We start from the raw sequence: 26,159 nt of genomic DNA, 5'->3' as shown, positions 1-26,159 counted from the left end.
AGTTAGTTTCTGATGGGCGCAAGCGCCGACCGTAGGCCATCGCCAACCAAGTTAATGGAAAGCACACTGAAAAGAATCGCTAAGCCCGGGATAGTTACAGCCCAAGGCGCCGTTAATAAATTATCCATACCTTGGGCGACCATAGCGCCCCATTCAGGGCTTGGTGCCTGCGCGCCCAAGCTTAAAAAACCGAGGGCTGCGATATCTAAAATGGCGGCCGAAATGGCAAGTGTGGTTTGAATGATCACCACTTCCCACACGTTTGGCATGATGACATACCAAAAAATTTGCATCGAGTTCGCGCCGTCTAAACGTGCGGCTGTGACATATTCTTTTTGTAATTCTTCATGCACTGACTGGTGTATGGAGCGCACAAATTGTGGGGTTAAGGCAATCCCGACGGCCCAGAACACGTTTTCAAGCCCTGGTCCCATTACAGCGACCACTAAAATGGCCATCAATAATGAGGGAATTGATAACAGCGCGTCGAGTAAGTGCCCGAGAATACTGGATTTTAAGCCCCGCATCATGCCCGACAACGACCCTATGATAAAGCCTGTGAATAAAGCGGTAACTACGATCAGCAGCGCCATGCCAAAGGTCAAGTGCGCGCCGTGTAATAATCGGCTGAAAATATCGCGGCCGAGATCGTCAGTCCCTAAAAAGTGCGCCACTGTCCCTGAAGGGTCCCAAGAGGGTGGCAATAGCAAGGCTCTTGGATCTTGTGCCTCTGGCGGAAAGGGCGCAATCATAGGGCCAAACAGGGTTAGCAAGAGCAGAAATGCAATCGTCCATAGACCCGCTAAGGCGAAAGGATTAGCCGAAAAGTTAATCCAAACCCGCATAGTCGGGGAGGCAATTTGATCTTCTTGATAAATTTTAACTGGTGGCATAAAGGTCTTTTCTGCTCAATGGATTAAAGACTGTGTGCAGCACTTCAATCAAGATACTTAGGAAGATAATCAATAGGGCTACGGCCAGAATACCACCTTGGATGACAGTGTAGTCCCGTTGGTAAATCCCTGAAACCAGCCAAGAACCCACGCCAGGCCATGAGAAAATCATTTCGACCACTATGGCATAACTGGCAAATGAGCCAAGCATGAGCCCTAAATGTTTAAGCACAGGGATCAAGGCATTGGGTAGTGCATGGCGCAGTATAATTGTACTTGTATGCATGCCTCTGGCTTCGGCGGCGCGAATAAAAGTTTGATTCATTACATTCATCATCGCCGAACGAGTGCTGCGAACCACCACAGTAAAAGGTAACACGGCGAGTGTCGTGGCAGGCAAAATGATGTGCAGCAGCGCATCTTTAAATGCCGACATGCCGTATTCAGACTCTGATAACAGGGTATCTACTAGCATAAAGCCAGTGACGGGTTTGATTTCATATAACAAATTGATTTGTCCGGAAATCGGTAACCAACCGAGATCGACACCAAACCAGAGTGAAAGATACAGGCCTAACCAGAATACGGGCACAGAGTAGCCAGTCAGCGTGATCGCCATAATGGTATTCTGGGTGAGTTTATGTTGGCTCTGGGAGGCAAGCACACCTAAGGGAACGCCAAAGAAAATTGCAATAATGGCTGCCATTACAGCGAGTTCAAAAGAGGCGGGCAGAACGGCACTGAGTTCTTCGGCCACTTCTTGATGTGAGGTGACTGAAATACCTAAATTACCGCTAAGCCTTTGTTGCAGGTAAGCGATAAATTGCCACGCTTGGTTTTTATCTAATTTGTAGTCTTGCTCGATTTGAACCAGTTGACTCGCCGTCGGTGTATGTATGCCAGTGAGTGCGTGGGTGCGATCCACCGGAAATAAGCCGGTGGCGTAAAATAAGACACCTACCATGACTAACGAAGTGGCCAGAAACAAATTGAGGCGGCGCAGTAGGTATTTAAGCATTAATTCGCCTCCTCTTGTGCTTGGCTAGTGTGGGCGAAGGAAATGCCACCAAAAGGCGTGAGTTGCATGTCTTTAACATCATGGCGAGTCAACGCCACACGTTTGGCATGGGCCAGACTCAGCATAGGCACTTGTTCGGCCAAAAAGGCTTCTGCTTGCTGATAAATCACTTTACGTTCGACCTGATCTGATACTTCCCTTGCGCTATCTAAGATGGCATCAAACTCAGGGTTACACCAGCGCGAACGATTGTTATTCGACTGCATTGCGGCGCAGCTCAGCAGTGGAGTAAAGAAGTTATCGGGATCGCTGTTATCGGCATTCCAGCCAATCAGCACAGAATCATAGTCATCGCGGCTGAGCCGCTGACTAAACACGCTCCAGTCGTAACTGACGATGTTCACTTTTACGCCTACGTTGGCCAGATCCGATTGAATTAATTCGGCCGTTTTTAACGCATTGGGATTATAGGCGCGGGCGACTGGCATGGCCCAAATATCAATACTGAGATTTTTTATGCCCGCTTCTTTTAACAGGTCGCGCGCTTTTTGCGGATTGTAATCTACAAGCCCTTTGTTATTGTCGTAGGCCCAAGATGCTGGCGGCAGAACGCCTGTGGCTTCAATGGCGGTATTTTGATAAACCGCCCGCAGGATATTTTGTTTATCGACCGCATAGGCGAGGGCGCGGCGAACACGGACATCATTCAGTGGCGGCTTTTGCGTATTAAAGGCCCAAAATGCCACGTTGAGTCCAGGTTGTGACTCAATATTCAATTTTTCATGTTGCTTGATAACAGGCAGCTCACCCGCTTTGGGCAGCGCAGACACACTGCAATCGCCCGCGATCAGTTTTGCGAGTCTGACGGTACTTTTGGGCGTGATATCAAATACGAGCATATCGATTTTTGCTGGTTCGCCCCAAAAGTCAGGATGACGACGATAGCGAATATATTCGTTTTTCGCGTACTGAACTAAGGTGAACGGCCCAGTGCCAATGGCAAAGTGGTCGACGTTTTCAGGATGACCCAATGCTAACTGCTGCTGCGCATACTCATCGGATAAGATCACCGCAAAGTCGGTGGCTAAATTCGACAGAAAAGACGCGTCTTTGCGGGTCAAATAAAAGACCACTTCATGATCGTTTATCTTTTCTATCCCTTTGACCTGCTCAGAAAAGCCAATACTTTGGAAGAAGGGATAACCCGTGCGGGAGACAAAATGATAAGGATGTTGGGTATCGATAATACGTTTAAAAGAGAACAACACATCGTCGGCATTGAAGGGCCGTGTTGGGGTAAACCGCTTCGAATGCTGGAACTGCACGTTTTCCCTGAGGGTGAAGCGATAGCTTAAGCCATCATCGGACATAGCCCAACTCGTCGCCAAGGCAGGGACAAGCTTGCCTGACTGGGTATCATAATCCACTAAGCGACTATAAATTTGGTGCGAGGTGGCATCGATTGTCGTGCCAGACGTCACCAATTGTGGATTAAAAGACTCAGGGTTCCCTTCGGAGCAATACACCAAACCGGAAGGGAGTCGTTGGGGGCCACACGCGACCAACAACCAACTCATGCAAGAAACTGCAGTTGTTAGGCACAGGCGTCTAATTAGCACACTCATTTATAAATCATTATTTTATCGACTATGAACGGCTATTTTAGCAGTGCATCTCCCCCATGGGCAATCTGCTTATGCTTTATCAAGTAAATTGTATTTTTTAAGGATGCCACGCAGTTGGTGGTAGCTTAATCCGAGCATGTCGGCGGTTTTCTTTTGGTTGTATTGGCTGCTTGAGAGTGCTTGCTGGATAAGATCCATCTCAAACTTCTCAGTTTGTTCTTTAAAATCCAGCGGAAAATTAAAGCTATTCACCGAAGACTCAGTATTGACTGGTACTTCAGCCTCAAGTATCGGCGCAGATTGCGGCGTACTGGCAAGGGTTGTCGGCGCGACTGAGGTGATTTGGCGTTCGCGGGTCTTGATCCGAGTTTTAGGTCGATAGGGTGAAGCAAAGGGATCGAGGGTGATATGGTCGATGGGCCGATTTTCACCACCATTACGGTAAACGCTGCGCTCGACCACGTTTTTAAGTTCACGGATATTGCCCGGCCAGTCGTGGGTCATTAATTGCTCGACCGCATGGGCACTAAAACCGCTGAACAGTTGCAGCTTTAATTGGCGTGCCATGCCAACAGCGAAGTATTCCGCCAGCGTCATTATGTCTTCTGGGCGGCAACGCAGCGGTGGCAGAGTGATCACATCGAAGGCGAGTCTATCGAGCAAGTCGGCACGAAATTCGCCTGCGTCAGCAAGCGAGGGCAGATCTTCGTTAGCGGCGCAGATTAAACGAACATCACTTTGCACGGTTTTACTGCCGCCGACTCGTTCAAATTCGCCGTATTCAATGACACGCAGAAGCTTTTCTTGGATAAGTCCTGAGGTATTGGCTAATTCGTCGAGGAATAAAGTGCCGCCGTCGGCGCGCTCAAAGCGACCTTCGTGTTTGCCTTTGGCGCCAGTAAAGGCACCTGACTCATGGCCAAATAATTCGCTCTCGAGTAAATTTTCACTCAAAGATGAACAGTTTAGCTTAATAAAACTTTGATCCCAGCGCTTAGACAGATAATGTAAGCGTTCGGCAATAAGCTCTTTACCTGTGCCACGTTCACCAATAATCAGTACGGGTTTAGACAGCGGCGCTATTTGCGACACATGTTCTAACACTTCGAGTAGGGCGTTGGATTGACCGATAAGGTTGTCTTGCTGAAATTTATTATCCACGATATTTTTTAGTCTTTCGCGCTAAAATTTGGTGAAAATGATAATAAGTGGCTTGAAGCGTAAAAGGAAGTAAAAGTTAAAATTTTGTTTAAGCTGCTGTATTTAAATAAGAAGTAAAAGTTGGCACGGTTAGTGTATTACCTTATACGAGACCAACATTAATTTGAGGATAGGATTATGGGAATTTTCTCTCGTTTCGCCGATATCATTAACTCTAATATCAGCGCATTGCTGGATAAAGCCGAAGACCCAGAAAAAATGGTTCGACTGATTATCCAAGAAATGGAAGACACACTCGTTGAAGTACGTTCTACCTCAGCTAAAGTGTTAGCTGAAAAGAAAGAGCTGCAACGTCGTATCAACCGCGTGTTAGAGCAAGTGCAAGATTGGCAAGATAAGGCTGAACTGGCACTGTCCAAAGACCGTGAAGACTTAGCGAAAGCCGCTTTAGTTGAAAAACAAAAAGCGACCGGTTTAGCGGACACGCTGAATCAAGAGTTAGCTGTTATCGATGAACATATCGCACGTTTGAAAGATGAAGTGGGTATGTTGCAAGAAAAGCTGCTCGATGCAAAAGCGCGTCAAAAGACCATTATTTTGCGCACTCAAACAGCGTCATCACGCTTAGAAGTGAAAAAGCAGTTAGATTCAAGCAAGATCGACAACGCTATGCTCAAGTTTGAGCAATATGAGCGCCGTGTCGAAGGCTTAGAAGCCCAAGTTGAATCTTACGATCTTGGCAGCAAAAAGACCTTAGCCGATGAGTTTGCGGCGCTAGAAGCGGAAGATTCTGTGAATGCAGAACTGGCAGCGCTAAAAGTCAAGGTAAAAGGTAAAGCGCCAACTAAGTCAAAAGAATAACAATTCAGAGGTGAGTTATGGATATGGACGTGCTAATGGCGCCGATTATTATTTTCATGGTGATAGTCGCGCCAATATGGTTAGTTCTTCATTATCGCAGTAAGCGACAAGTGAGCCAGGGACTCACTGAGGAAGAGTTTTCACAACTCAATGACTTGATATCCAAGGCCGATAAAATGGCGGCGCGTATCGAGACCTTAGAGGCCATTCTGGATACAGAATCGCCCGAATGGAGGGGGAAACATGAGAGGATCTAATGGCCGTACTTTGTACCGCATTCCCCAGTCAGGCAAAATAGCGGGTGTATGTGCAGGGATTGCCGAGTACTTTGCGATTGAAACTTGGTTAGTGCGAGTACTGGCGGTGTCTATCTTCTTACTCGGCGGCTCAGGTGTAGTGTTTATCATCTATGTCGCTTTGTGGGTGATTTTAGACATCAAGCCGCAAAAGCATTACGATAGAGACGATATCGAGGTGAAGAAGAAGCCGTGGCAGTCGGGAGAACCCGCAAAGCAAGCGCTGAGCGACGTGAGTCGTCAATTTCGAAGTCTGGAAGTCAGGCTACAAAATTTAGAACGTCACGTCACCTCTGACAACTTTGATTTAAAAAGACAAATCAATAGTTTGTAACCCTTCTAAAGGGCGGCCATGTCCGCCCTTGTTGCTTAATCTCTGTTTCACTCCAGTATATAGTCAACATCACTTGACATAAGTTAACATCATTCGACATAAGGGAAGTCTCTATGGGAATGCTTGATGCCTCGCTCCATAAATTAACCCAAAAGGGACAATCCCTGTTACATCGCACCGCGGACCGGCATTTACGTTTGGCCGTGACTGGGCTTTCTGGTGCGGGAAAAACCGCGTTTATCACAGGGTTAGTCAATCAGTTACTTAATTCTGGTCCTGTCTCAACCTTACCCCACGCCCGCAACAACAGCGCTTTGCCACTGTGGCAGGTGAGCCGCGATCAGCGTTTGCTCGGGGTTAAGCGTGCCATGCAGCCGGATCTGGAAATCGCCAGTTTTGATTATCAAGGCGCCATGTTAGCGCTCACTTCCGATCCTGCGACATGGCCAGCCTCCACTCGCACTATTTCTGAATTACGACTGGCGATTAAATACCGACCGCAAAAGGGCTTACTGGCCAAGTTTTCTGATACCGCCACACTGTATTTGGACATAGTCGATTATCCCGGCGAATGGCTACTCGATTTACCTATGCTGCGCCAAGACTTTGTTACTTGGTGCCGTGCTCAACAAGTTCGCATCGAGAATCTTAAAAGCTCACCCTTGTATGCTGAGTTTGAACAATCTTTGATGTCATTAGATTTAGCCGCTAGCGCCGATGAGCAGCAATTAAAGCGGATTGCCGATCAATATCAGTTATTACTCAATGATTTAGTGCACGTGCAAGGTTATTACCAAGCGCAGCCTGGGCGCATGTTATTGCCGGGTGAATGGCAGGGCGCTCCCTTATTGGCTTTTTTCCCCCTGTTATTGGTCAATGATGAAAAGTTCGCAGCGCTTTCGCAAAGCGATAAACACAGTGGATTCCATGTACTGGAAAAACGCTATCAAGAATACGTCGCTAAAGTGGTTAAGCCTTTCTATAAAAACCACTTTGCCGGTTTTGATCGGCAACTCGTGTTAGTTGACTGCTTTAGTGCGTTGAATCGCGGTAAAAAGCAATTTGAGGATATGGGCGCGGCGCTCAATGCCATTATGGAAAGCTTTCAGTTTGGCCAATCGAGTTATTTACGGCGTTTATTTTCTCCCCGTATCGACCGTTTGTTGTTTGCTGCGAGCAAGGTTGACCATGTGACGCGCGATCAGCAGAGCCATGTTTTGTCCTTGCTGACCGATATGTTGAAACACAGCCAGCATTTTGCCAGTTTCGATGGTTGTAAAGTGGAGACGATGGCGATTAGCGCCATCAAGGCGACTCGCCATGGCATGGTAACGACCCAGGAGGGTGAGGTCGAAGTCGTGCAGGGGACGGGACTCAATGGTAAAGCCCTGACCTTGTTTCCAGGCGAAGTGCCCACTCGCTTACCTGAGCCTGATTTTTGGCATGACCAAGGGTTTAACTTTGTCGGCTTTGCGCCGCCGAGTAATGCCAATGCTGACCCATCTCAAGTGCACTTTGACCATATTCGTCTCGATCATTTGTTGCAGTACTTACTGGGAGATAAGTTGGAATGACGCTAAAGCTATCGGATAACGCTAATGAGCAGGCTTCTAATTCTTCTGCGAACTCCTTTGAACGCTCGGCTGAACATAAGCCGCTGAAAAAGCAGCAGCTGTTTGACCCACAAGTAGTGGAGCTCAAACCCAACAAAGAGGAACTCAAAGGGGCGAAAGCTTTTGATCCGCATACACCAGTGCAAGAAGTGGCTGCCGATATTGAGGAATTGATGGATGAAACGCTGTCATCCCATCCTAAAATGATCGATGCTAAATCGGTATCGCCTCAACTCGTAAAATCACGCCGTTGGTCTTGGCTCGCTCGTCTGGCGGTAACGAGTTTATTGCTGCTCGTGGTAGTTCAAACGGGATTAGGATTGAGGGATGCCTGGCTTGAGAGCCCTTGGTTGTTTAGTTTTTATGGCGTTGCGCTTGGGGTCGTTAGTGCGTGGGCATTGGCGGGGGCGTTTAGTGAGTACCGTAAACTGAAGCGACTCAAACAGGTCGCCGATACCCAAGAAACGGGCGCTAGGCTGGCGCAGAGCATGCAAATGGGTGAGGCAGACAGTTTTATCGATAACATAGTGTGCCACTATGGCGACAGCCAAGGTTTGCAGCAACTGCGTCGCTCATTAAAAGATGAACATAATGATGCCGAGAAAGTCTTGTTATTTGAGGACTTAGTGCTGACGGAGCGAGATGAACTGGCCAAAAAAGTAGTGCGACGCTATGCGGCTGAGTCGGCAGTGCTACTGGCGGCCAGTCCGTTAGCTGTGCTCGATATGGCCATTATCCTCTGGCGTAATCAACGTATGCTGCGTGATGTCGCCCGCTGTTATTGCATAGAGCTAGGTTATTGGAGCCGGATTAAACTTATCCGCAGTATCATCATCAATATTATTTATGCGGGCACCAGTGAGTTAGTTACCGATTTAGGAACACAGCTGTTATCGGTTGAAATGACAGGTAAATTGTCTGCTCGCTTGGCCCAAGGCTTAGGGGGCGGTATGTTAACTGCGCGCCTTGGATATCAAGCAATGGCGCTGTGTCGGCCGATTGTGTTTAGGGAAGAACAAAGGCCTAAATTGTCTAAAGTGCATCAGGAATTGTTGATCGAACTGAAGCAGTTTTCAGGCAAGTTGTTTACCAAGGAAGGCCGCGACGCATTAAAAGGCCAGTTCGCCGATGTTGATGACAAAGTCTCTCGGCCAGATAAAGATAAGTCTAAAGAGTAGATATTATTTAATATCAACTGATTAACCGATTTAAATCGGCCGAAAGTAGATGCGCTAATAGACTTGTTCCTTAGCGCATTTTTTTATGATTTTTTGCAGGTACCGAGTATGACCAAGTGCGGCTGAAAAGTGCTATGTAACAAGTTAATTACACTTGGCACGCTGCTATTTTCGCCATGCTACTGGCTTAAGTGCTTGGCCGCGTTATGGTAGGGCTTATTCGATAGGGCTAATGTTATCCATTGAATAATCCATAACGCAGGCATTGAGCATCCCAAACGAACAATCAATCAAGAACGGGAATCGCTCAATGCCAATTACAAGGAGCTAGGTATGCAAGATGAGTCAGGCAAGATGTGGAAAGCGGCAACACAGGTTATTCATGGCGGTCATGAGCGTGAGGCCTTTGGCGCCTTAGTGACGCCGCTATATCAAAGTGCGACTTTTGTGTTTGAGTCCGCACAGCAAGGTGGTGAGCGATTTGCGGGTAATGAGCCGGGGTATATTTACACGCGCTTAGGTAATCCGACAACCGCCGAGCTTGAACGTAAAATGGCGATTTTAGAAGGTGCAGAGGCCGCCGCTGCAACCGCATCTGGTATGGGCGCAGTATCCGCCGCATTACTGGCTAACTTGCAGATGGGCGATCACTTAGTGGCATCCAATGCCGTATACGGTTGTACTTATGCGCTAATGACGACTCAGTTCGCTCGCTTTGGGATTGAAGTGTCCCTAGTGGACTTTTCATCGGTAGCAGAAATAGAAGCGGCGATTAAATCCAATACTAAGGTCATTTTCTGTGAAACCCCAGTGAATCCCCATTTACAGGTGTTTGATTTGGCAGCAATTGCGACTATTGCCAAACGTTATCAGTTGGTCAGTATTGTTGATAATACTTTTATGACCCCATTACTGCAGAGGCCGCTGGATTTTGGTATCGATTTAGTGATCCACAGTGCGACTAAATATCTGAATGGTCATGGTGATGTGATTGCGGGAATAGTGTGTGGCAGCGAAGAACAGCTCCATAAAGTGAAGTATGAAATCTTAAAAGATATTGGCGCTGTGATATCGCCACACGATGCTTGGCTGATCTTGCGCGGCCTTAAAACCTTAGATGTACGTTTACAGCGCCATTGCGATAGTGCCCAACGCGTGGCCGAATTTTTGGCTGAACATCCCAGTATTAACCGCGTGTATTATCCCGGACTTGCCTCTCACCAAGGGCATAAATTCATTGGTCAGCAGATGAAACGTGCCGGCGGGGTGATCGCATTTGAACTGGCGGCAAATTTAGAAGAAGCCATGGCCTTTGTGGGGCATTTAAGCTTGTTCTCTATTGCAGTGAGCTTAGGTGATGCTGAATCCCTCATTCAACATCCTGCGTCGATGACGCACTCTCCCTACACCCCAGAGGCGAGAGCCGCGGCTGGCATTGGTGACAATCTGCTGCGAATTTCTATTGGCTTAGAAGATTGTGACGACATTATCGCTGACTTGAGTCAGGCGTTAGCGCGTTTAGCTTAACGAGTGTCACTAATTTAAACCACCAACTATTTGAATTATAAAAGGGATGCGATTTAGTATCCCTTTTTCTATGGTTAGGTCTAGGTTCATCGGGTTAAGAGGTGAAGTTTAGCTAGGGTGAATATTTGTGGCGCCGATTTGGTATTTCATAACAGCATGGACTATTTTTGATTTGAGGCCACGGAAGTAGGAAGAGAGGCCGCAATTCATGGAATAGAGGAAGAGTTATGAACATCACCAAATGTATACCCGCTATTATGAGCGGCATGGCATTAACGGCTTTTTTGGCAATGCCAGCAATCGCCGCAGACACCCCGACTAAAGCCGCCGCTAAAATGCAGACTCAGGCTAAAACCGAGGCGAGCGATATGGCATCGGATGCGAAGAAAGCTATGCCGGATGCTGCTCAAGTCAACATCAATACGGCTTCAGCCGAGCAGTTACAAGTGCTAAAAGGGATAGGTGCCGCTAAGGCGCAAGCGATTGTCGATTACCGAACCAAAAATGGTAAGTTCAATGCAATTGATGATTTAGCCAATGTCTCGGGTGTTGGGGCTAAGTTGATTGAGCAGAATCGTCATTTGATTAAGTTGTAATTATCTCAGGCGATGATTGAGCGTCATTATGTATTGAGTTTTACTCTTGTTGGATTTTCTTTATACCAAGTTTGACACAGTGAAACTCAGGGAAATGTCTATAAAAGTCTGCATTTGCAGGCTTTTATCATTTCAATCACTGCACTTGCTTATAGATTGTGCAGTTAGGCGGGATATTAAGAGATCTTGTCGATTAGCGCTTGATCCCATAGGAGGCATGGGGGATAATCCTCGGCGTTCAAGCAAGCGCTTTGGTTTATATCTTTCAAAGCAATGCTCGAAGTTATGGTGACCCTAGGGTCCCCCCGCAATGATAACTTGTGAACTCGGCCAGGCCCGGAAGGGAGCAACCGCAGCAAGCGACTCGTGTGCCGGGGTGTCGGCTCTAGGGGAACCTCCAATTCTGCAATACCTCTGTTTTATTCTCGTTTCACTTCTCTCTATCTACTCAATTTATTTTATTCAATATAGTAGCTAACTGACTATTTCTGTTTTCTGCCGTTAATCATTTATAGCGTGAATACTTTATACGCAATGGGATAATCCATTGTTTGCCTCTTTCCTGCCACTGCAACGGCTAAAATACCCTCAAAAGTCAGACCTTAGCGAGATTAACGATTGGCTTCGGCTTCTTCCTGCAATCTTTTTTGCAGATTTTGTTTAAGGAAGGCGCGGGACTTTTCGAGTGCGGTTTGGATCTCACGCTTTAATGCTTGCAGCTCGTTATAGTCTTCAAAGAAGTAGGTATCGACGAGGTGGCGTATGTAGCGCACTGGCAGTTGATTTAAGGTCACACAACATAAGTCGGCGAGATAGTCCTCAGGAAGCTCGTCCATAAGTCCTTCATCTGACAATATTTCCATTAAAAGAACTTCGTAGTAATTACGGATTTCGAGTTGCATCGTTATGCTCCATGACGGTTTTCATTGAGTTTGCTACCACAAATGGTTTGCCGCAATAAAAAGTTGACTGTGTCTTTGGCTTAATTGTAGTGCGTCTCTGCTATAGCCGCCGCCTATCACGGCTGCAATTGGAATATTTTCCGATTTTGCCATTGATAACACAGTTAAATCCCGTCTGAACAGCCCTTCTTGACTGATATTGAGCAAGCCGAGATCATCATTTTGATGGATATCGACCCCAGCATCATAAAGAATGAGATCTGGCTGATGGATGCGGATGAGTAGGGCGAGTGTTTGCTCCACGGTTTCGAGATACAGATTGTCATCGCTGCCTTTGGTTAGCTCAATATCATGGTGGGAATCCTGCTTACGACTCGGGAAGTTCTCTTTGCAGTGAATCGAGCAACTGATTATCCCTTGATGTCGCTGGCTGAGTGTTGCACTACCGTCACCTTGATGCACATCGCAATCAAAAATCAGTACCTTGTGCACTTGCTGGCTCGCGATGGCATTTTTGGCCGCAAGGATAAGATCGTTGAAAATACAATAGCCACTGCCAAAATCGTAATGGGCGTGATGGTAGCCGCCCGTTAGGTGCAGGCCAATACCCTGATTTATGGCCAATGAAGCTGTGAAAGTGGTGCCTGCCACAGAATGCAAGGTGCGCTCGACTAAGGCTTCACTCCATGGAAAACCAATCCGCCTAAGCGCCGCTGTTGGCAACGTGCCCGAGATAAACTGCTCTACGTACTCGCGTTGATGCACTTGCATTACATCCTGCGCTGTCATCGCCGTTGGCGTGTGGAACTGGGCTGGTGTGGCAAGCTGATTCTCGAGTAAGTACTGCCGTAGATGCGCGTACTTGGTCGTGGGGAATCTGTGGTGAGGAGGAAGCGCCAGCTTGGAATAGCTGGCGTGATAAACCAGTGGGATCAGAGTCAATATTGACTAAACCTCGTTATCGTAAGTCGTTATAGCTGTGAAATTGCCCAGCTCATAAATTCTTTACGTGTTTTCTCATCCGCTTGTAACCACCAGTATTGCAACATTTGTTGTGGATTAGCAGCTGTTGCTTTAGAAGTGTCTAAGGGAGCTGTGAGTGACGTCGCGCTAACGGTAGCCGATGTTGCCACGGGTGCTGGTGCAACGGCAACCACTGCGCCAGCTGCACCGGTTGCTGCTGCGGCAGTTCCCGATACGTCAACGGCTTGATTACCACTGAAAAGGCGAGAGACAAAGCTTTCTTCTTCTAAATTGGTATTTACCACTTGGAAATTGACGTCGCCTTTGTCGCCACGGGTCAATTTGATTTGTGGGTTTTGCGCGTAAACTTTTGGCTTTTTAACGACTTTGCCTTCGGCGGCTTGGAGGTAATATTGATAGTCGCCATCAACGTCTAAGGTCACGATGAAAGGGGCTGATTTAACAAAGGTTTGGCTATCGCTAAAATCGTCTTCTACCATCTCATGGTAACGAATGGCGATTTTATGAGTGCCAGGTGTCAATTCTAAGCTGCTTTTATGATTGAACACGCTAGACTCGACTTTTTTACCATCGAGTGCAAGGTACTCAAATGACATCGGAATGTTGAGATCTGCGGCGAAAGCTGAAGCAGAACCGAGTAATACTAGCAGGCTGCTGATTGGCAAAAGTGATTTCAATTGTTACTCCTTAACGATTATTACTCTGATACGGACGTTCGAATATTTGAATGCGATCTTCTATATAACTAATAGCTTGCCTGCATTTTCCTAGACGACGATGCATCAAAAGGATGTCATTTTGCAATTTTATTTTGTCAGCACTATGACAGTTTTCAAGTTTTGATTCCATTTCTTCAATTTTTTGTTCAAATTTTTTCGCCCAATTTAGGTGTTTGTTCAATTCTTCATAGATCTCGTGACTATTTTGCATCACGTTATTGGCGATCCAATCGAAACCGCTGGCTTGGTGAGACTGATTCTGACGCTCGGCAAAACGGGCGCGGCTACTGGCACGTTGCTGAGTCTTGGACTTAATGTCGATAGAGGTCGTCAGCAAGGCCCGTTTGACGGCGGTGAATCTGTCTTGGATCCGCTCACAGCTGAGGGCAATCGTCTGGGGGGCGAGTTTGAGCTTAATTTGTTTTTCAAGCTGTATAATGCTGCTCCTAATTTGTTCAATACAGGGGCCGAGTTGGGCGCCGTGTTGGACAAACAGCGAATGATTAAAGCGCTCCGTTTCTTGCAGGAGTTTGCGCTGCGGCGGCGCGAGTCGATTATCGTGCTGCAGTACTTCTTGCTCTAGCGCTTTGAGCTGATTTTTCAGCATCACCAGTAATTGTTGGGTGTTCACAACCATGCGCTCCATGCCAAATTCGCTGCAATCATTAGCACGATTAAAATAAACAGTGGACGAATAAAGGGCATGCCAAATTTAATCGCGCAGCGCGCGCCGATAAATGAGCCTAACATCATGCATAATCCCATCCACAAACCTATTTGCCACTCTACCTGCCCAAGCCAGCCAAAGATAGTCAATGCGGTCAAGTTGCTGGTGAAGGTCATCGCACGGGCGAGGCCGCAACTGTGCAGTAAAGGCAGTTTATACAAAGAGCCGGATGTGACAGTCCAAAACGCGCCAATGCCAGGTCCTGCAAAACCATCATAAGTGCCTAAAGCGAGTCCCTGTAGCCATTGTTGCTTGGCGGGTGGTTTGCTGGTTGGGGCTTGGCAGTTAACATCTGATATCGCATTGGGGCTGATTAAACTGTAAATGGCAATGCCAATGATCAGCAGCGGCAGGGCTTTTTCGAGCCATTGGGTATCGACTAAATAGACTAAGAAACTGCCCAATACGGCACCAATAAAGGTGGCAATAAAGGCCATGTACCAAAACGAGGGTTTAAAAAGGTGCTGACGATAATAGGTCCAAGCCGCCATTGAAGAGCCAAAACTGGCGGCTAACTTATTGGTGCCTAGTACTGTGTGCGGTGCAATGCCTAAGGTTAACAGCGCGGGGATCGACAATAGACCACCGCCGCCAACGACGGCATCGATGAATCCAGCGATAAGACCTATAACTGCCAACAGGGCCCAATGACTGGGCTCGAGTAACAATTCCAAATTTTAATCCTACTCTATGACACGTCTAAAGGGCGGTAAGGCGTCCAGCAAGGACTTGCCATAGCGTTTAGTAACTAACCGCCTATCTAAAATGGTGACTCGGCCATAATCTTGCTCTTTACGCAGTAATCTACCACAACTTTGAATAAGCTTACGTGAAGCATCTGGGATAGTCAGTTGCAAGAAGGGATTGCCGCCTTTGACTTTGACATATTCCGCATGGGCTTGTTCAACGGGTGAGGTTGGCACCGCAAAGGGCAGTTTAGTGACGATCAAGTTCGTCAGATAATCGCCGGGTAAGTCGAGACCTTCGGAGAAACTACCGGTGCCGAACAATATGCTCGGTTCACCTTTATCGCACTTGGCTTTATGATTTTCGAGCAGCTGTTGCCGTGGCGCATTGCCTTGAATAAGCAGCTCAGTGGCGATTTTACCCTCAAGTAATTCAACTACTTTTTCCATCTGCCAGTAGGAGGCGAATAACACTAAGGTGGCCATTTCTCCTTCAATCAGAGTAATGATTTGCTCGGCAAGTTCTGCCGTATAGGCATCATCCGTCGGCTCAGTGCGCATTTTGGGTAAATAAAGTGTCGCGTTATTGGGATAATCGAAGGGCGATTGTAAGGCTAAATAACGACTGCCATCGTTGAGTGATAAACCGACTTGATGCACAAAATGGTCGAAGTTATTGAGCGCGCGTAGCGTGGCGCTACATAAAACTACGCCCGCGGCTTTCTGCCACAGCATGGATTCCAGCATAAAGCCAACTTCGATAGGCGAGGCGCTAAACAGATAATCCACTTGTTTACCTGTGATGAGCTCGACCCAGCGCGCCATAGGGGCACCTTTATGTTTATCTTCCTTGGCCATCATCTTCCACAATTTTTGTAGATTCTCGAGCCTTTGCAGCATAAATCCGGTTTCGGCCAATAGTGCTTCGGATTGATGTTTAGGAATGTCGCCATCTTTAATCGCCTCTGCCAACAGTGACAGCATTTTATTAAACTGTTTGAGGGCAAGATTAGAGGTCACTGCAAGGTTTTCAGCCAGAATGAGTAATGAGTCAGGCAGTTTGCCGTGCTCAAAACGCAGACGGTTTTCAGGATTAGCAAAGTGCTTAGTCTGGGTATCGCAGTAGTGGGCCACTTGATTGAGCTGGGCGATAAGATCGCCTAAGTGATCTTGCATCGCCTGCGCGGGAGCAATGATGTTGTTGCTCTTTATTTGGTTTTGTAACTTAGCGCAGGTTTTGCCAATTTTTTCGAGCCAGTCACAGGCGCCCCTCAGCGTGGCCTGCGCACTGGAGAAGTCCCGCGCCACAATGGGTAAGTGATGTGCCTCGTCGATAACATAAAACACGTCTTCTGGATCGGGCAAAATCACGCCGCCACCTAATTCTAAATCGGCAAATAACAAGCTGTGGTTGGCGATGAGCACGTCCCAGGTATCGACATCTTCACGGGCTTTATGGAACGGGCAATTTCTGTGGCTGGCGACTTGGCGATGACAGCTGTGTTTGTCGCAGGCGATTTGTTGCCACAGATGATCGGGCAGCGGCACGGCTAAGGTATCGATTTCACCGTTCCAGCGACCTTCGTTATAGTCTTTTAACAGGCCATGCATCATAGCCACTTGGCTATTGTCAGGCTTAGTTTGCCACATGGCCATTTGTGTACTGTTGTCGTCACCGATGAGCATCGCCAGTTTCGATAGACACACATAACGTTGTCGACCTTTGACTAGGCCAAAGCGGAAATTTAAGCCAGATTGCCCAAGGAAGAAGGGCAAGTCTTTATGCAGTAACTGTTCTTGCAGGGCGACGGTCGCGGTGGCGATACAGACTTTTTTCTTGCTCGCTAATGCCAGTGGAATGGTACCGAGTATATAAGACAATGATTTACCGATACCTGTCCCTGCTTCAACCACGATAATGCGTCTATCTTTGTCATAGTCGCCGGCGAGGGTCTTAGAGATTTCCGCCACCATATAGTTTTGTTCGCGGCGCGGCCTAAAATTAGGCAAGGCGGTAGCGATATCCTTATAGATGGCGCGGATCTGGGTTTTTACATTGTCAGGTAACATGCGTCACTACTTTATCGAATTAATGCTGTACATAATAACAGTGATTGCATAGCCTAAGAAACTTTTCTGCCATTTGGCGGCATTTAAATTGAGGAACCATCTAAATTGACAAGCTATGCGATTTGGGAACCCATGCGATGAAGCCAGAGGCTGCCGCGGCCGTTAGTGTACAAGGTCGAGTCTTAACACGCCATGCGATTCATCGTCATGGGAATTTAGTATTGCAGTATTATCTGGCGACCGCTCAAGGCCCTGTGCTGGTGGAAGTGCAAGGTACTGAACACATTTGTTTTTGCCATCAAACGGATGTGGCGGCTCTACAGTTACAAACGCCGGGTCAAGCATTGCGGTTTGTGCCATTAGCACTCAAAAGCTTTAAAGGCGGCGCTGTCAGTGGTGTTTATGCCAAATCGAGCAATAGTTTACGTACCTTACAGCGTATCGCTAAAGATGCTGACATCCCCTTATTTGAAGCCGATATTCGACCCGAACAGCGTTATTTAATCGAGCGGTTTGTGGCGCTGGATGTGGCATTTTTAGGGTATTTCTCTGCGACGAGTAACATACTCGCGCCGACTAGCGACAGTCTTGTGGCTAACTCGCTGCCCGTGTTTATCGCCGAGCGGGCAAAGAGTATTGCCCCCTTAATGGCGGTGAATTTACGCTGTATTTCACTGGATTTTGAATGCAGCTTTGAGGGTTTACTCTATTCGGTTGCGCTATATGGTCAAGACAGTAGCCAAGCCGAGGGGCAAGGCAGCCTCAAGCAGACTTATGAAAAAGTGATCATGGTGGGCGAAGCTGAATCAAACGCCCCCGAGTATATTGAATGGGTGGTCGATGAAGCTGCACTTATTCATCGATTAATCGCGTGGTTCCATGAGTTTGATCCTGATTTTATTATCGGTTGGTCAGTGGTGAGCTTCGATCTCGCGCTATTGTCACGCCGTGCATTATTACACCGTATTCCACTCACCATTGGCCGCGGTGGCGCTAAGCTCGATTGGAAGGTTGATAATAAATTTCGCCCAGAAACCTTAGTCTTACCGGGCCGTGTGGTACTCGATGGTATCGATTGGCTTAAGGCGGCTTTTTATCACTTTGAGCGTTTCTCGCTTGAATTTGTGTCGCGGCAATTATTAGGTGAAGGCAAGGCCATTCATAACGTCGATAATCGCGTTGAAGAAATTGACCAGCTGTTTAAGACAGATAAACAAGCCTTAGCGCATTACAATCTTACCGATAGCCGCCTAGTGTGGGATATTTTTACTCACACTCAATTGTGGGATTTTGCCCTCGCGCGTGCCGAACTGACAGGTTTAGAACTGGGACGGGTAGGGGCTTCGGTGGCGGCGTTTAATCATTTGTATTTACCGCATCTACATCGCGTGGGTTATGTCGCTCCAGCAGAGCCTGTGAGTCAGGGCATTGAAAGTCCTGGCGGCTACGTGATGGATTCTGTGCCGGGTCTTTATAAACACATCTTAGTGTTCGATTTTAAAAGCTTGTATCCCTCCATTATTCGCACCTTTTTGATCGATCCTAAGGGATTGATTGAGGGCTTGCAGTTGCCTGACTCTGAATGTGTTGCGGGGTTTCTCGGCGGCCGTTTCAGTCGGCAACAGCCTATTTTACCTAAGCTAATTCAAACCCTATCCGAGCAGCGCGAAAAGGCCAAGCGTGAGCACAATGCGCCGTTATCCCAAGCGATAAAAATTATCATGAACTCGTTGTATGGGGTTTTAGGCTCTCAAGGCTGCGTGTTTCATGATGCCAAGTTGGCAAGTTCGATCACGATGCGTGGCCATCAAATCATGAAACAAACCCGTGCATGGATAGAAGAGATGGGCTATCAAGTGATTTATGGCGATACGGATTCGACCTTTGTCTGGCTTGGCAGCGAGCCTGATCTCTCAGACATTAACGCCTTGGGTAACAGTCTGGCGCAAGATATCAATGCGAAGTGGCAGGCTAAGATCTGTGCTGATCACCAAGTTGAGAGTTTTCTCGAGTTACAGTTTGAGCGGCATTACGAGCAGTTCTTTATGCCAACTTTAAGAGGCTCATTAGAAGGCAGTAAAAAACGTTATGTTGGCGCGTGGCGCAATGCGAACGATGAACTTGAGCTCACCTTTAAAGGTATGGAACAAGTGCGCAGTGATTGGAGCCCCTTAGCGCGCAAAGTCCAAGAGTCACTCTATGAGCGAATGTTTAACCAAAGGGATATCAGTGTTTATTTAGCCAGCGTGTTTGAAAAACTGCTTGATGGTCAGTTGGATAATGATTTGGTATTTCGTAAACGTATGCGGCGCAATATCGAAGATTACACGGCTAAATCTTCACCACATGTTAAAGTTGCCCAGCAACTATGCGACATAACAGGTGACACTACTTTTGGCAAGCGTGGGGCGCAAATTGATTACCTGATTACTGTAAATGGACCGGAACCCTTACTGTACAGAACGTCACCAATTGATTACCAATACTACATTGATAAGCAAATTGGCCCTATTGCAGAGCCGGTATTTTCGATAATGAAACTAAACTACATGGATATTGCGTCAAAGCAGTTGCTGTTAATATAGTGTTTTTAATGTTTTTTATGTGTTGCCATAAGTGGCGAATGTAGCGTTTTAACCTGTTTTGTAGAGGTTAACTGGTTTGTTTTTGTGATGTTAATCGACATATTCTTTAGGTTTCGCTTTGAGGGGATATTGAAAATTTGCTACCCTTTAAGTGGAAATTGTAAGGAAATATAACAACGGAATGACGTTGGCAGAACATAAACAAAAAAGGTTAAGCACCAAATGAACAAGACGTTAGTAGCAACTGCGCTTGCAGCAATGTTTTTAGTACCATCAGTCTCGGCTATCGAGATCTATAAAGATAATAAAAATGCCGTAGAAATCGGTGGTTTTATTGATGCACGCGTGATCAACACTCAAGGGGAAACAGAGGTTGTTAACGGCGCATCTCGCATTAATTTTGGTTTTAATCGTGAGTTGACTGACGGTTGGAAAGCCTTTGCTAAATTAGAGTGGGGTGTAAACCCAGTTGGTAATAGCGATATTGTCTATAACAATCGCTTCGAATCTGTTCAAGAAGAGTTCTTCTATAACCGTTTAGGTTACGCAGGTCTGTCCCACGACACTTATGGAACACTGACTATCGGTAAGCAGTGGGGTGCTTGGTACGATGTCGTTTACAACACTAACTACGGTTTTGTGTGGGACGGCAACACTGCAGGTGTTTACACTTATAACAAAGATGACGGCGCGGTAAACGGTGTGGGTCGTGGTGATAAAACGGTCCAGTATCGCAATGCCTTTGGCGATGTTAGCTTCGCAGTTCAAGCGCAGTTAAAAAACAGCAGCTTCTATACCTGTGATACTACGGATGATATCAGCCAAGCTCAGTGTCAAGCGAACTGGGAAAGCGGTGATAAAGCGGCTCAACAAGTTGAGTACAACTACACCTATGGTGGCGCGCTGACTTATAAAGCCACTGATATGTTGACGTTAACTGCGGGTGTAAACCGTGGTGAGTTTGATGTGAGTTTTGGTAACGGCGAACAAACTACAGCGGTTGATCTTATCTACGGTGCTGGTATCACTTGGGGTAACTTCGATAACGATGGTTTATATGCCGCAGCGAACTTCAACAGACAAGAAAACCATGACACTGACAATATTGGTCGTTTGATCAAAGATGCCTATGGTATTGAAAGTTTAGTTTCTTACAAGTTTGACAATGGCCTGCGTCCATTCATTTCTTACAACGTGCTTGATGCGGGTAAAGACTATGTCATCCAGCCTAACTTCAATGCCGATCCAAACGATGAATTTAAACGTCAGTTTGTCGTGGTCGGATTGCATTTTGTATGGGATCCAAACACAGTTCTGTACATAGAAGCACGTAAAGATTACAGCGATTTCACCAGCGCAGATAAAGATCAAGAAGCCAGAATGGCACTTTCTGAATCTGATGGCGTAGCAATCGGTATCCGTTACACGCTTTAAGTTCTTCCTTGTATATTACAAAAGTTTAAGTGTTTAGAATTGTGCCAGTTGTAAGTGTTGCTTCAAAGCCCAAAGTATAAAACTTTGGGCTTATTCATTAGCAAAGGTATTTAAAATCAATGATACCGTCTTGAATAGTTTAAGTTTTAGCATTTTCTCTCATTACAATCTCACGTCAATTCTGATCTTAGTTGTGCCATCTCCATTCCTATAATCACTTTCTGTATAAATAATCACCACTCTCTCATCCTCATGAATCTTTATTAGAGTAATAATGTGTCATTTGTTTGTTATTTGTTGATTTAGTGTTTTATATGTGATTTTATTGCTCTTGAAGTTGACGTATTGGCAACCAAGGTTGCAGTAAAGCAATTTACGTTATCTATACATAAATGTAGATGCAAAATATAAGAAAAACATGATTTATCAAGGGAGATAGACAATGTACAAGAACAATTTATTATCTAGCTCAGTGCGTTACGCTCTGCTTGGCGGTTTAGCGGCTGCGACATTAAATGCTCCTACAGTTTTGGCAGCTGAGGATGGAGCAAAAGTTGAGCGTATTGAGGTTACAGGTTCACGTTTAAAACGAACAGATATGGAAAATGCGACGCCAGTAACGACTATTACTTCCGAGCAATTAACCAGCTTAGGTATTCAGGATGTTGGTGAATTTTTGCAATCTAGTTCCGTTATGTCCGGTTCTCCAGTCGCTACTACTACAAATAACGGGGGAGATGGTAGCGCTTTTGTTGAACTAAGAGGTTTAGGATCATCACGTACCTTATTGCTAGTAAATGGACGCCGTCCGGTTTCTAATGATATGCAGAATATTCCTGCGTCTATGATTGAGCGTGTTGAAATTTTAAAAGATGGAGCTTCGGCAACCTATGGTGCTGATGCTGTTGCGGGTGTAGTCAACATTATTACTAAACGTAATTTCGATGGGCTAGAGTTCACTGCTCAAACAAAGCAAAACTTTGATGTTGATGCTGGTGAGCAAACAAGTTTCAGTTTAATTGCTGGGAAAAAGTTTGATACTGGGCACTTAGTATTTAACGTTGACTATGTCAAACAGAAAGAAATTTATCAGGGTGATGTAACTGATGTTGATTTTTTTCAGCATCCATGGAACGTTGAGGATCCTGATAGTTTCCAAGCTAATGGTTTGATTCCTCCAGGACAAGATGGTGCAAACGCCTTCGATGCTGGTAGTTCTATTATTCCATGCGGTAATTTCTTTTTATTCGGGAAACCAGGTTCATATACGAATGGAAAATGTCGTGACAATGGTGATCAATCAGCCAGTGATCTAGCGACACTAAACGATATGAGACGCTATGATGGTTCTAAAGATACTTACAACTATAATCCTGTTAACTACCTTCAAACTCCATATGAAAAATTAAACTTTTATATTGATGGTAGTTTTGAACTTAATGATAATGTAACCATTTATTCAGAAACTCGCATTAATAAGCGTGAATCAAGACAAGAGTTAGCTGCAGTTCCATATAATACGGGTACAGATCCAGGTTTTACTGTAATTGATCCTGTAACAGGGTTTTCTTACAATGGAGTATCGAAAGATAACTATTACAATCCTTTTGGTGAGGATGTAAAACAAGCTCGTCGTCGTATGCTTGAAGGTGGTCGCTCATTTGAACAAGATATTCTTCGTGCACAACAAGTAATTGGTGCTGATATTACACTGAATGACGTGTGGTCATTAGATGTTAACTATAACTATGGCTATTCACAACGAACAGATAATGATTTTGGTCAATTATACGGCCCTAATTTAGCAAAAGCTTTGGGACCATCATTTAAGGATGCAGATGGTAATGTTGTATGCGGTACTGCTGGCAATGTCATTAACGGTTGTGTACCACTAAATTTATTTGGTGGTGCAGGTAGTATTACGTCTGATATGCTTGATTATATAACAGCTCCACTAGTCGACTCTTCAAATTATAAATTAGAAACCTTTACAGCGTTTTTAGGCGGAGAGTTATTTGATTTACCAGCTGGATCTGTAAGTGCCGGTTTTGGTTATGAATATCGTGGTGAAAAAGCTGAAGCCAACGTAGACTCTGGCAAATTTATGAGTCAGGTTTCAGGGAATAAATCTAAAGGAACAAATGGTTCGTTCTATGTTAACTCATTATTTGCAGAATTTCGTATTCCTGTTGTCGAAGGATTACCTGGCGTAGAGCGCTTAGAAATTCCTGTAGGAATTCGTTATGATAATTTTGATACCTTTGGCGGTTCAACAACATATCAAACTGGTCTTGAGTGGACTATATTTGATGGTCTGTTAGCCCGCTCCACATATGGAACAGTATTCAGAGCGCCAGATATTGGTGAATTATATGGACCAGCTAATGATTCATTTGCATCAGCTACTGATCCATGTCGTACATCTAATTGGGCTGATCTAAGTGCAGAATCTCAAGCTAGATGTGTTGCAGATGGAGTACCATCTGGTGGAGTTGATAATGACCAGTCGCAACAGTTGGCTAAGGTTGGTGGTAATCCTGATTTGAAGCCTGAGGAAGGTGATACTTTAACTGTAGGAGTTGCTTATTCTCCTGACTTTATTGAAGGATTAGGTTTAACTTTAGATTACTGGGCTGTTGATATAGATAACGTTATCACCTCTATTGACCCTTCAGATTCTATTGATGGTTGTTATTTAGGCAACTTAGATGAAATGTGTAATAGCGTCAATCGTGGGCCTGATGGTAATCTTTCATATGTTGATGGACGAAATATTAACCTAGCACGAATGACTGCAAAAGGGGTTGATTTTGAAGCTGATTATGGTTTTGAAACATCTATAGGTGATTTTAAACTTAATTTTGTTTGGACTCATTTCTTAGAGCGTGGCGAAAATTCATTTGTAGCGACTGAACAGGCTGATGGTAGTTTTGCTTATGAGTATGCTTTTGGTGATGTTGCCGGTACATTTGTAAACGATACTTCTTATGCTGAAGATAAGTGGAATTTCAGTGCTAATTATAAATGGGAAGACTTAAGTGTAACTTATCGTACTAATTATATTTCAAGCATGACATATGACACATTAACTTACGTTGATGTTGTTGGTAAAGGATATGAGTTTGAGGTTCCGAGTGTTATGTATCACGATGTTACAGCTAGTTACGTTTTACCAACTAACACCACATTGTCCGTAGGTGTAACTAACATTACTAACGAAAAACCTCCATATATTGAAACGGCTTTCAATGGTAATACTGATGAAAGTACATATCGATTATTTGGTCGTAGTTGGTTCTTAAGTGTCAACCAAAAGTTTTAAGAGTTAGCACTGTCTATTCCTGAAATAAGTTGACACTTATTTCTACCTAAAACGCCTGATGAAGCTCATCGGGCGTTTTGTATTTTAAGGCCAAATGGGGCTGTCATTGATTATATATGGCGACAGCTTCTGCCACCATCTGTCACGCCTCCTGCAGCGTTATTAGCTTATGTGTTATTCAATATGCCATTTACTCGCTCTGCTAACGCATTTTGATAGCAGTCCTATCCGTCTGCCATTGAGCATGTCACGCAATGATGACTGTGAACCGCTTGATAAGCGTTTAAGCAGTATTGTATTCCTCGATCTGAGTGGTGTATCAGCGGTTTATCTTGCAGCAGCCTTTGTGCTTGTTTGTACGCTGTTAGCAACTATCTTTTTTGAAATTATCATCAACATGATAGCCCACGATTTTTCGTGACTAGGCATCGGTTAGCAAGCTTAAATAGACTTCATGATTTTGCTGTGGCAGATAGGTAATATCAGCCATCCAGACCGGTATAGGTCGCAAAATACTCTGTAGAAAGGATTGTTCTAAAGTCTAGGCGTAAGTAAAGATTACCTGCTTGATGTTCTGGTCTAATCCCATCGGACAGTTAATTTTGAGACAGTATGGTCAATAAATTAAGAGGTCGATATGAGTCTGAAGAAATCACATAAGAGTTATCACCAGGCATTTAAAGATGAAGCTGTCTTGATGGTGCTAGAACAAGGTTATAGCGTTGCCGATGCGGCAAAGTCTCTTGGAGTCAGCACGAGCCTGCTTTACAACTGGAAGGAAAAACACCAAGCCCTGAAACAAGGTGTCACCTTAGAAGAGTCTGAGCGTGATGAGCTAAAACGATTACGTAAAGAAAACAAAGAATTACGAATGGAGAAAGAAATTCTAAAAATACCCAAGGGGCACACCGAGGCCAGCGCCTTCTTTGCGAAAGAAATGAAGTAAAATTTCGTTTCATCAAACGGCAATCCAACCTGTTTCCCGTAGCACTGTTATGTCGAGTAATGAGTGTAAGTAAATCAGGCTATTACGATTGGCATAAACGCCCTGCAAACGTGATAAGCCTTGAAACACTGAAGCTTTATCGCCTTGTTCGACAGTTATTTAAGCAAAGTCGAGGCAGCTTAGGGAATAGTGAAATGGTGAAAAAATTGCGCAAGGATAATGGAATGGACCCATCCACTTTAAATCGGCCTCGCAATGGGCCACGATGTAGTCGCTAAAACTCATCAGAAAGAGGACGGGTCCACCTATGAAGATTACTACAATCGGTTTAGATATCGCAAAGTCTGTTTTTCATGCTGTTGGTGTCGATAAAGCTGGCAAGTTAATTAAAAAGAAAATGCTTAGACGCAAGGACTTACTTCCCTTTCTTGCTCAAATTGAGCCGTGCCTGATTGTGATGGAAGCCTGTGGTGGGGCAAATTATTGGGCCAGAGAATTTGAGCTGTTGGGCCATAACGTCAAGCTAATCGCACCTCAATTTGTGGTGCCTTTTCGGCAAGGTAATAAAAATGACTACAACGATGCGCTAGCCATCGCTGAAGCTGCGCAGCGACCCAACATGCGGTTTGTAAAACCCAAAAGCGTCGAGCAGCAAGATGTGCAACTGCTCCACCGAATGCGC

Annotated in this window: 21 protein-coding genes, 1 other RNA gene and 2 pseudogenes; 13 read left to right on the top strand and 11 right to left on the bottom strand. The window is 45.4% G+C overall.

Annotation, left to right across the window (positions count from 1 at the left end; translation table 11 throughout):
* Window positions 1–2: 2 nt before the first annotated feature.
* The 4 genes from Q4Q54_RS02005 to pspF form a co-directional block, all read right to left on the bottom strand.
* Window positions 3–893, bottom strand: coding sequence for an ABC transporter permease subunit (locus tag Q4Q54_RS02005; RefSeq protein WP_105252931.1), 891 nt, complete (start codon window positions 891–893; stop codon window positions 3–5).
* On the bottom strand, window positions 880–1,911 hold the full coding sequence (locus Q4Q54_RS02000) for an ABC transporter permease (RefSeq protein WP_311987497.1): 1,032 nt from the start codon (window positions 1,909–1,911) through the stop codon (window positions 880–882). Before Q4Q54_RS02000 ends, Q4Q54_RS02005 begins: the two co-directional genes overlap by 14 nt.
* Entirely contained in the window at window positions 1,911–3,536 is a 1,626-nt protein-coding gene (gene sapA, locus Q4Q54_RS01995; RefSeq protein ID WP_311987495.1) for an ABC transporter substrate-binding protein SapA, read from the bottom strand. The genes Q4Q54_RS02000 and sapA overlap by 1 nt, the downstream gene beginning before the upstream one ends.
* A gap of 69 nt (window positions 3,537–3,605) precedes the next feature.
* Window positions 3,606–4,697, bottom strand: a complete 1,092-nt coding sequence (pspF, locus tag Q4Q54_RS01990) for a phage shock protein operon transcriptional activator (protein WP_012588023.1) — start codon at window positions 4,695–4,697, stop codon at window positions 3,606–3,608.
* Window positions 4,698–4,874: 177 nt separating this feature from the next.
* Here pspF and pspA point away from each other — a divergent pair, with 177 nt between their 5' ends.
* The 8 genes from pspA to ffs all read left to right on the top strand — a co-directional run bounded on the left by pspA (window position 4,875) and on the right by ffs (window position 11,494).
* On the top strand, window positions 4,875–5,558 hold the full coding sequence (gene pspA / locus Q4Q54_RS01985) for a phage shock protein PspA (RefSeq protein ID WP_311987492.1): 684 nt from the start codon (window positions 4,875–4,877) through the stop codon (window positions 5,556–5,558).
* A gap of 17 nt (window positions 5,559–5,575) precedes the next feature.
* Complete coding sequence (gene pspB, locus Q4Q54_RS01980) at window positions 5,576–5,815, top strand: envelope stress response membrane protein PspB (protein WP_006081138.1); 240 nt, start codon at window positions 5,576–5,578, stop codon at window positions 5,813–5,815.
* A complete protein-coding gene (gene pspC, locus Q4Q54_RS01975) occupies window positions 5,802–6,188 on the top strand; it encodes an envelope stress response membrane protein PspC (RefSeq protein WP_006081139.1) in 387 nt (128 codons plus the stop codon). The genes pspB and pspC overlap by 14 nt, the downstream gene beginning before the upstream one ends.
* A gap of 113 nt (window positions 6,189–6,301) precedes the next feature.
* Entirely contained in the window at window positions 6,302–7,762 is a 1,461-nt protein-coding gene (locus Q4Q54_RS01970; protein ID WP_311987490.1) for a YcjX family protein, read from the top strand.
* A complete protein-coding gene (locus tag Q4Q54_RS01965; RefSeq protein ID WP_311987488.1) occupies window positions 7,759–8,979 on the top strand; it encodes a YcjF family protein in 1,221 nt (406 codons plus the stop codon). Before Q4Q54_RS01970 ends, Q4Q54_RS01965 begins: the two co-directional genes overlap by 4 nt.
* A 333-nt stretch (window positions 8,980–9,312) precedes the next feature.
* Complete coding sequence (gene megL, locus Q4Q54_RS01960) at window positions 9,313–10,506, top strand: methionine gamma-lyase (RefSeq protein ID WP_311987486.1); 1,194 nt, start codon at window positions 9,313–9,315, stop codon at window positions 10,504–10,506.
* A gap of 227 nt (window positions 10,507–10,733) precedes the next feature.
* Window positions 10,734–11,102 carry a ComEA family DNA-binding protein gene (locus Q4Q54_RS01955; protein WP_311891986.1) on the top strand — a complete coding sequence of 123 codons (369 nt, stop codon included), beginning with the start codon at window positions 10,734–10,736 and terminating at the stop codon, window positions 11,100–11,102.
* Between the two features lie 294 nt (window positions 11,103–11,396).
* An RNA gene (ffs, locus tag Q4Q54_RS01950) (signal recognition particle sRNA small type) lies at window positions 11,397–11,494 on the top strand.
* Window positions 11,495–11,713: 219 nt separating this feature from the next.
* Here the strand turns inward: ffs and Q4Q54_RS01945 are convergent.
* From Q4Q54_RS01945 to dinG, 6 genes are read right to left on the bottom strand one after another with little or no spacing between them, the layout of a single operon-like run.
* On the bottom strand, window positions 11,714–12,004 hold the full coding sequence (locus Q4Q54_RS01945; protein WP_006081144.1) for a late competence development ComFB family protein: 291 nt from the start codon (window positions 12,002–12,004) through the stop codon (window positions 11,714–11,716).
* 33 nt (window positions 12,005–12,037) lie between these two features.
* A complete protein-coding gene (locus Q4Q54_RS01940) occupies window positions 12,038–12,946 on the bottom strand; it encodes a histone deacetylase (RefSeq protein ID WP_311987484.1) in 909 nt (302 codons plus the stop codon).
* 29 nt (window positions 12,947–12,975) lie between these two features.
* Window positions 12,976–13,665: a DUF2057 domain-containing protein gene (locus Q4Q54_RS01935; RefSeq protein WP_012196865.1), complete on the bottom strand. Its 690-nt coding sequence runs from the start codon at window positions 13,663–13,665 to the stop codon at window positions 12,976–12,978.
* A gap of 10 nt (window positions 13,666–13,675) precedes the next feature.
* Window positions 13,676–14,344, bottom strand: coding sequence for a primosomal replication protein (locus tag Q4Q54_RS01930; RefSeq protein WP_283107623.1), 669 nt, complete (start codon window positions 14,342–14,344; stop codon window positions 13,676–13,678).
* Complete coding sequence (locus tag Q4Q54_RS01925; protein ID WP_311987481.1) at window positions 14,335–15,108, bottom strand: TSUP family transporter; 774 nt, start codon at window positions 15,106–15,108, stop codon at window positions 14,335–14,337. Before Q4Q54_RS01925 ends, Q4Q54_RS01930 begins: the two co-directional genes overlap by 10 nt.
* Window positions 15,109–15,117: 9 nt before the next feature.
* Window positions 15,118–17,190: an ATP-dependent DNA helicase DinG gene (gene dinG, locus Q4Q54_RS01920; protein ID WP_311987480.1), complete on the bottom strand. Its 2,073-nt coding sequence runs from the start codon at window positions 17,188–17,190 to the stop codon at window positions 15,118–15,120.
* Window positions 17,191–17,327: 137 nt separating this feature from the next.
* Here dinG and Q4Q54_RS01915 point away from each other — a divergent pair, with 137 nt between their 5' ends.
* The 3 genes from Q4Q54_RS01915 (at window position 17,328) to Q4Q54_RS01905 (ending at window position 24,531) form a co-directional block, all read left to right on the top strand.
* The gene (locus Q4Q54_RS01915; RefSeq protein ID WP_311987478.1) at window positions 17,328–19,775 is read left to right on the top strand and encodes a DNA polymerase II; all 2,448 of its coding nucleotides are present in this window, start codon (window positions 17,328–17,330) and stop codon (window positions 19,773–19,775) included.
* 222 nt (window positions 19,776–19,997) lie between these two features.
* Window positions 19,998–21,209 (top strand): porin, encoded by a 1,212-nt coding sequence (locus tag Q4Q54_RS01910; RefSeq protein WP_261274074.1) that lies wholly within the window; start codon window positions 19,998–20,000, stop codon window positions 21,207–21,209.
* Window positions 21,210–21,651: 442 nt separating this feature from the next.
* Window positions 21,652–24,531 carry a TonB-dependent receptor domain-containing protein gene (locus tag Q4Q54_RS01905; RefSeq protein ID WP_311891979.1) on the top strand — a complete coding sequence of 960 codons (2,880 nt, stop codon included), beginning with the start codon at window positions 21,652–21,654 and terminating at the stop codon, window positions 24,529–24,531.
* 103 nt (window positions 24,532–24,634) lie between these two features.
* On the opposite strand, the pseudogene Q4Q54_RS01900 reads toward Q4Q54_RS01905, so the two are convergent.
* Window positions 24,635–25,045: pseudogene (locus Q4Q54_RS01900) on the bottom strand (transposase); the annotation flags it as partial.
* A gap of 123 nt (window positions 25,046–25,168) precedes the next feature.
* Between Q4Q54_RS01900 and Q4Q54_RS01895 the strand changes: the two are divergent.
* Both Q4Q54_RS01895 and Q4Q54_RS01890 read left to right on the top strand, forming a co-directional pair.
* Window positions 25,169–25,695, top strand: a pseudogene (locus Q4Q54_RS01895) (transposase); the annotation flags it as partial.
* 89 nt (window positions 25,696–25,784) lie between these two features.
* Window positions 25,785–26,159 (top strand): transposase (locus tag Q4Q54_RS01890; RefSeq protein WP_311987476.1); only part of this gene is annotated, 375 nt, incomplete at its 3' end.

This window comes from Shewanella sp. SP2S2-4 (assembly GCF_031932025.1).
Lineage (GTDB): Bacteria > Pseudomonadota > Gammaproteobacteria > Enterobacterales > Shewanellaceae > Shewanella > Shewanella baltica.
The sequence above is the reverse complement of the archived record's forward strand: the minus strand, read 5'-3'. Positions and strand labels throughout refer to the sequence as shown.

Bases quoted from the DNA above. Each gene is read 5' to 3' on its own strand.
- Q4Q54_RS02005 (WP_105252931.1), bottom strand. From the start codon at position 893: ATGCCACCAGTTAAAATTTATCAAGAAGATCAAATTGCCTCCCCGACT.
- Q4Q54_RS02000 (WP_311987497.1), bottom strand. From the start codon at position 1,911: ATGCTTAAATACCTACTGCGCCGCCTCAATTTGTTTCTGGCCACTTCG.
- sapA (WP_311987495.1), bottom strand. From the start codon at position 3,536: ATGAGTGTGCTAATTAGACGCCTGTGCCTAACAACTGCAGTTTCTTGC.
- pspA (WP_311987492.1), top strand. From the start codon at position 4,875: ATGGGAATTTTCTCTCGTTTCGCCGATATCATTAACTCTAATATCAGC.
- pspB (WP_006081138.1), top strand. From the start codon at position 5,576: ATGGATATGGACGTGCTAATGGCGCCGATTATTATTTTCATGGTGATA.
- pspC (WP_006081139.1), top strand. From the start codon at position 5,802: ATGAGAGGATCTAATGGCCGTACTTTGTACCGCATTCCCCAGTCAGGC.
- Q4Q54_RS01970 (WP_311987490.1), top strand. From the start codon at position 6,302: ATGGGAATGCTTGATGCCTCGCTCCATAAATTAACCCAAAAGGGACAA.
- Q4Q54_RS01965 (WP_311987488.1), top strand. From the start codon at position 7,759: ATGACGCTAAAGCTATCGGATAACGCTAATGAGCAGGCTTCTAATTCT.
- megL (WP_311987486.1), top strand. From the start codon at position 9,313: ATGCAAGATGAGTCAGGCAAGATGTGGAAAGCGGCAACACAGGTTATT.
- Q4Q54_RS01955 (WP_311891986.1), top strand. From the start codon at position 10,734: ATGAACATCACCAAATGTATACCCGCTATTATGAGCGGCATGGCATTA.
- Q4Q54_RS01945 (WP_006081144.1), bottom strand. From the start codon at position 12,004: ATGCAACTCGAAATCCGTAATTACTACGAAGTTCTTTTAATGGAAATA.
- Q4Q54_RS01930 (WP_283107623.1), bottom strand. From the start codon at position 14,344: ATGGTTGTGAACACCCAACAATTACTGGTGATGCTGAAAAATCAGCTC.
- dinG (WP_311987480.1), bottom strand. From the start codon at position 17,190: ATGTTACCTGACAATGTAAAAACCCAGATCCGCGCCATCTATAAGGAT.
- Q4Q54_RS01915 (WP_311987478.1), top strand. From the start codon at position 17,328: ATGAAGCCAGAGGCTGCCGCGGCCGTTAGTGTACAAGGTCGAGTCTTA.
- Q4Q54_RS01910 (WP_261274074.1), top strand. From the start codon at position 19,998: ATGAACAAGACGTTAGTAGCAACTGCGCTTGCAGCAATGTTTTTAGTA.
- Q4Q54_RS01905 (WP_311891979.1), top strand. From the start codon at position 21,652: ATGTACAAGAACAATTTATTATCTAGCTCAGTGCGTTACGCTCTGCTT.